Origin of the sequence: Streptomyces sp. SID4985, assembly GCF_009863025.1 — a bacterium.
Taxonomy (GTDB): domain Bacteria; phylum Actinomycetota; class Actinomycetes; order Streptomycetales; family Streptomycetaceae; genus Streptomyces.
Map to the genome: position 1 here is coordinate 1 of NZ_WWIR01000257.1, position 461 is coordinate 461.

Annotated in this window: 1 pseudogene; it reads left to right on the forward strand. The window is 66.6% G+C overall.

What is annotated here, in order from left to right:
- Positions 1 to 461, forward strand: a pseudogene (locus tag GTW40_RS10485) (alpha-1,4-glucan--maltose-1-phosphate maltosyltransferase); the annotation flags it as partial.

The window sequence follows — 461 nt, forward strand, 5'->3', positions numbered from 1 at the left end:
TACATGCGGCCCAACTTCTTCCCCAACACCCCGGACATCCTGCACGCCTATCTCCAGCACGGAGGGCGCCCCGCCTTCGAGGTCCGGGCCGTGCTCGCGGCCACGCTGTCGCCCTCGTGGGGTATCTACAGCGGCTACGAGCTCTGCGAGAACGCTCCGTCGCGGGAGGGCAGCGAGGAGTACCTCGATTCGGAGAAGTACCAGCTCAGGCCGCGTAATTGGGAGGCCGCCGCCCTGGAGGGGCGGACCATCGCCCCCCTCGTCACGCGCCTCAACGAGATCCGCAGGCAGAACCCGGCGCTGCACCGGTTGCGCGGCCTCCACTTCCACGAGACGGACAAGGAATCGGTGATCGCCTATTCGAAACGCAGCGGTTCGAACACGGTTCTGGTCGTCGTCAACCTCGACCCGCACCACACCCAGGAGGCCACGGTCTCGTTGGACATGCCGCAACTCGGCCT